Annotated in this window: 4 protein-coding genes; 1 reads left to right on the forward strand and 3 read right to left on the reverse strand. The window is 66.7% G+C overall.

The genetic code is table 11. From position 1 onward, the window contains the following. Nucleotides 1-70 precede the first annotated feature (70 nt). The 3 genes from AC1ROX_RS31545 to hflK all read right to left on the reverse strand — a co-directional run bounded on the left by AC1ROX_RS31545 (nt 71) and on the right by hflK (nt 3,897). On the reverse strand, nt 71-1,558 hold the full coding sequence (locus tag AC1ROX_RS31545) for a DegQ family serine endoprotease (protein WP_493132889.1): 1,488 nt from the start codon (nt 1,556-1,558) through the stop codon (nt 71-73). 225 nt (nt 1,559-1,783) lie between these two features. Continuing rightward, nucleotides 1,784-2,671, reverse strand: coding sequence for a protease modulator HflC (gene hflC, locus AC1ROX_RS31550; RefSeq protein WP_493132891.1), 888 nt, complete (start codon nt 2,669-2,671; stop codon nt 1,784-1,786). After that, nucleotides 2,668-3,897, reverse strand: a complete 1,230-nt coding sequence (gene hflK, locus AC1ROX_RS31555) for an FtsH protease activity modulator HflK (protein WP_493132893.1) — start codon at nt 3,895-3,897, stop codon at nt 2,668-2,670. Before hflK ends, hflC begins: the two co-directional genes overlap by 4 nt. Nucleotides 3,898-4,047: 150 nt before the next feature. Between hflK and apbC the strand changes: the two genes are divergently transcribed. Beyond that, the gene (apbC, locus tag AC1ROX_RS31560; protein WP_493132895.1) at nt 4,048-5,193 is read left to right on the forward strand and encodes an iron-sulfur cluster carrier protein ApbC; all 1,146 of its coding nucleotides are present in this window, start codon (nt 4,048-4,050) and stop codon (nt 5,191-5,193) included. Nucleotides 5,194-5,275 lie beyond the last annotated feature (82 nt).

Below are 5,275 nucleotides of genomic sequence, written 5' to 3' on the forward strand. Positions count from 1 at the left end.
CGCCACTCCAGTGGCGCGTCATGCGGTGTTGCAACAGAAGACGCGCCACTGGAGTGGCGCGCCCCCAGCGCTACTTCTGCAGTCGGAGCGCGGCGAAGCGCGGATCGCCCTGGCGTTCGACGAAGAGGAGCACGGAGCGCTTCTTCTGCTGCTGCAGCTTGGTCACGAGATCGGTGACTTCCTGCGGCGTCGTCACCGGCTTCTGGTCGACCTCGAGGATGACGTCACCGGCCTGGAGCTGCTTCTCGGCGGCCGGGCTGTTGGGCGCCACCTTGGTGACGATCACGCCCTTCACCTGGTCGGAGAGGCCGTAGCGCTCGCGCAGCTGGTCGGTGACCTTCTGCAGGGTGAGGCCCAGTCCCTCGATGGTCGAGGTCACCGGCTGGTCGGGCTCGGCCGGCTTCTTCTGGCCACCCTGCGCCGACGCGTTCTGCTTGTCCGCCTCTTCCTGTTCGCCGACGCGCAGCTTCAGGGGCACTTCCTTACCGCCGCGCCAGACGACGACGTCGACCGTGTTGCCGACGCGGGCATTGGCGACGATCTTCGGGAAGCGGCGCAGGTCGAGCACGTCCTGGCCGGCGAACGTGAGGATGATGTCGTTGCGCTTCAGGCCCGCCTTGGCGGCCGGGCCGTCGGCCGTGACATTGGCTACCAGCACGCCGCGGGCGCGGTCGAGGCCGAAGGAGTCGGCGATGTCGTCGGTGACGCTCTGGTAGCTGACGCCGATCCAGCCGCGCTTGACCTTGCCGAACTCGCGCAGCTGGTCGGCGACCTGCTTCACGAGGTTCGACGGGATCGAGAAGGCCAGGCCCGCATTGGTGCCGGAGGGCGAGTAGATCGCGGTGTTGACGCCGATCACCTCGCCGTCGGTGTTGAACAGCGGACCGCCCGAGTTGCCCTTGTTGATGGCGGCGTCGGTCTGCAGGTAGTCGTCGAGCGCGTCGTTCAGCGAACGGCCACGCGCCGAGATGATGCCCGCGGTCACCGAATGGCCCATGCCGAACGGATTGCCGATGGCGATCACCCAGTCGCCGACCCGCGACTTGTCCGAATCGCCCCACTTCACCGCCGGCAGCGGCTTCTTGTTGGGCGGCTCGACCTTGAGCAGCGCCAGGTCGATGCGGCTGTCGGAGCCAACCAGCTTGGCCTTGAGCTGGGTGTCGTCACGGAAGATGACCGTGATGTCCTCGGCGCCCTGGATCACGTGGTTGTTGGTGACGATGTAGCCTTCACCGTCGACCACGAAGCCGGAGCCCAGCGACGTGCCGCGGCGCTGCTTCTGCTCCTCGCCGCCGCGCTTGTCGAAGAACTCCTTGAAGAGCTCCTCGAAGGGCGAGCCGGGCGGAAGCTGCGGCATGTCACGCAGGCGCGGGCCCTGCTGGGGCACGTTCTGCGTGGTCGTGATGTTGACGACGGTCGGCATCAGCTTGTCGACCAGTTCGGAGAAGCTCTCGGTCGGCTGCCGGGCCCAGACGGGCTCCGCCGCGACGAGACCAAGCGACGCAATCGCCGCGAGAGCGGCGCCTCTGAAATAACCTTGAAAATCAGCAAGAATCACGACCGACCTCCAACGGCGCTCAAGGCCAAACGGTCGGTACGGCCGGCGCCGCGCGTTAGAGTCACTGTCTACATGTGGGCCGATTGTGGCGCAAATAAAGTGCTCGTTATCAAACCCGGTTTTGCTGGGCTTTTCGGATGTAGCCAAAAAGAAACCGGCGGCGTGGCAGGAGTGCCACAGCCGCCGGTTCGGTACGTTACTTGCCGGTTCCTGCTTCTTCGGGACCTACTTCTTCGGGACGGCCATCCCGGCCGGGTCGTTGAAGAAGCGGAAGAAGTCGTTGTCCGGACTCAGCAGCATGGTCGAGCCGCCCGAGCCGAACGCCTGCTTGTAGGCCTCCATGCGCCGGTAGAAGGCGTAGAAGTCCTTATCCTTGCTGAAGGCCTTGGCGTAGATCTCGGTCGCCGCGGCATCCGCCTCGCCTCGCAGGATCTGGCCCTTCAGACCGGCATCGGCCTTGATGACAGCGACCTCGCGGTCAGCCGTCGCCTTGATGCGGGCATTCTCCTCGTCGCCCTCGGCGCGGAGCTGGCCGGCCTCGCGCTCGCGGTCGGTCTTCATGCGGTTGTAGACCGACTGGGAGTTGGCCTGCGGCAGGTCTGCACGCTTGATGCGCACATCGACCGTCTCGACGCCCAGCTCCTTGGTCTTGCCGTTCACCCGCTTGGTGATCTCGTCCATCAGGTTGGCGCGCTGGTCGGTCAGCACCGCATGCAGCGGCACCGAGGACAGGACGCCGCGGATCTCGGAGTTGATCAGCGAATCGAGCAGCCCGCGCAGGGACGCCTCGCCGCCCGGCACGGTCTGGGCGTAGAGCTTGGCCGCCACGATCTTGTAGCGGGCATAGGCATCGACCACGAGGCGCTTCTGGTCGCCCGCGATGATCTCGAACTCCTCGGCTTCGTAGTCGAGCAGTCGGCGGTCGATCCGCTGGATGTCCTGGATCAGCGGGATCTTGGCGTAGAGGCCAGGCTCTGTCTTCGGTTCGCCGACGATCGCGCCGAACTGACGGACCAGGACCTGCTTGGTCGGGTCGACCGTGTAGAAGGTCTGGGTCAGGAGGAAGCCCAGGATCGCGAGCGCGATCAGGGCGATGATCGAACGGTTGCTCATCGCGTGGCTCCCGGCAGAGGCTGAGGAGCCGGTCGTGGCTGCGGTCCGACGCCCGGAGGCTGACTCGAGCGCAGCTCGGGCAGCGGCAGGTAAGGCAGCACGCCGCCATTGTTGGTCGTTCCCTTGTCGACCAGCACCTTGTTCACGTTGCGCAGCACCTCTTCCATCGTGTCGAGGTAGAGACGCTCGGTCGTGATGTCCTTGGCCTTGGCCCACTGCTCGTAGACCTGGTCGAAGCGCTGCGCATCGCCGCTCGCCCGCGCGATGATCTCGGCCTTGTAGGCCTCGGAGCGCTGGACGATCGATTCGGCTTCACCCTTTGCCCGCGGCAGCTGCTGGTTGCGGTAGGTGTTGCCCTCGTTGATCAGCTTCTCCTTGTCGGCACGCGCCGCCTGGACGTCGCGGAACGCCGCGATGACCTCCTGCGGCGGGTCGACGCGCAGCAACTGGATCTGCGAGATGCGGACGCCGAGCCCATATTCGTCGAGCATGCGCTGCAGCAGGTCCTTGGTGTCCTGCTCGATGCGGCTGCGGCCCTCGGTCTGGGCATATTGCAGGTTCGACTTGCCGATCACCTCGCGCATCGCCGCTTCGGCGCCGGAGCGCACGTTTTCCTCGGGATTGCGCACGTCGAATGCATACTTGAACACGTCCTTGATCTGCCAAAGGACGGCGAACTCGATGTCGACGATGTTCTCGTCGCCGGTCAGCATCAGGTTCTCGGTCGAGGTCGGACGGGGTCCGCGGCTGTAGGGCGTCGAGACCTGGTTGCCGCGCGAGCCGAGGACGGTACGCCGCTGGTCCTGCACGTTCACGACCACGACATTGCCGATCGGGGCCGGCAGATTGTAATGCAGACCGGGCTCGACGGGCTTGCCGTAGGGCTTCCCGAACACGAGCTGGATGGCCTGCTGGTTGGGCTGCACCCGGAAGAAGCCGGTCGCCAGCCAGATGACGAGCGCGCCCAGCACCACGAGGGCGATGCCCTTGAAGGAGCCGAAGCCGCCGGGAATGAGGTTCTTGAGCCGCTCCTGGCCCTTGCGAATGACGTCTTCCATGTCGGGCGGGCGCCGCGAGCCGAACGGGCCGCCGCCTCCACCGCCGCCACCGCCTCGATTGCCGTTACCGCCGCCACCGCCGCCCCACGGGCCACCGCCACCGCCGGAACCGCCGCCTCCACCGCCGCCGCCCCAGGGGCCGCCGCCGCCGTTGTTATTCCACGCCATTTTCACCTCAAGGGCCCCTGCTGCCGCTTCTTACCGCGCTTGGGCGCGTTGTCGCTTTTGATTTCCAGACGCGCTGCATATATGTGACCACAGGCACCCATTCAATCAAGCGGCGAGGGCGAAATTGCCTCGTTGCGGAAGCGGCAGAACATGGCGGAAATCAGCGAATCGGCCATCCGCAAGGTTCTCGATACCGTCATGGATCCGGCAACCGGCCGTAGTGTCGCGGCGCTGGGCATGGTGAGCGGCATCGCCACGCGCGCAGGCCATGTCGCGATCACCCTGGACGTCGATCCCGCGCGCGGTACCGCGCTCGAACCGCTGCGCCAGGCGTGCGAACAGGCGATCCGCGCGATGCCCGGCGTGCTCTCGGCCACCGCCGTGATGACGTCCGAGCGCGCCGCGCCGACCCCGCCGCCCGCCCCCGGCGGCCATCACGGCCACAGCCACGGCGCGCCCGCGGCCAAGACGACCGGCGGCGGCGGCCGGATCGACGTGCCGGGCGTGAAGCACATCATCGCCGTGGCCTCGGGCAAGGGCGGCGTCGGCAAGTCGACCACCGCGGTCAACCTGGCGCTGGGCCTTGCGGCCAACGGCCTGGCGACCGGGCTGCTCGACGCCGACATCTACGGCCCCTCGATGCCGCGCATGCTGGGCGTCACCGAGAAGCCCGAATCGGCCGACGGCAAGATGCTGAAGCCGATCGAGAAATACGGGCTCAAGACCATGTCGATCGGCTACATCGTGGCCGAGGACACGCCGATGATCTGGCGTGGCCCCATGGTGTCGAGCGCGCTCGAGCAGATGCTGCGGGACGTGCAGTGGGGCGACCTCGACGTGCTGGTGGTCGACATGCCGCCCGGCACCGGCGACGCCCAGCTCACGCTCGCCCAGAGGGTCGCGCTGGCCGGCGCCGTCATCGTCTCGACGCCGCAGGACATCGCGCTGGTCGACGCGCGCAAGGGTCTCAACATGTTCCGCAAGGTCGCGGTGCCGGTGCTCGGCATCGTCGAGAACATGAGCTACTTCCTCTGCCCCAAGTGCGGCGAGCGGTCCGAGATATTCGGCCATGGCGGCGCCCACGAGGAAGCCGACAAAATGGGCGTGCCGTTCCTCGGCGAGGTCCCGCTGCACCTCGACATCCGCACGACCTCCGACAGCGGCCATCCCATCGTCGTGTCGAAGCCCAACAGCGCCCACGCGCAGGTCTACAAGAACGTCGCCGGCCGCGTTTGGAAACAGCTCTCCGCCAACCAGCGCGGCGCGCGTCCGGCGCCGAAGATCGTGGTGCAGTAGGTTCAATGTCGTCCTCGTCTTAGCAAAATCCGGTAGGTTTTGAGCGCTTCGCAAGAAGCGTGTGGGCCCGGATGGCCATCCG

The organism is Reyranella sp. GW821-FHT14A01 (genome assembly GCF_058803965.1).

Bases quoted from the DNA above. Each gene is read 5' to 3' on its own strand.
- hflC (WP_493132891.1), bottom strand. From the start codon at position 2,671: ATGAGCAACCGTTCGATCATCGCCCTGATCGCGCTCGCGATCCTGGGC.
- hflK (WP_493132893.1), bottom strand. From the start codon at position 3,897: ATGGCGTGGAATAACAACGGCGGCGGCGGCCCCTGGGGCGGCGGCGGT.
- apbC (WP_493132895.1), top strand. From the start codon at position 4,048: ATGGCGGAAATCAGCGAATCGGCCATCCGCAAGGTTCTCGATACCGTC.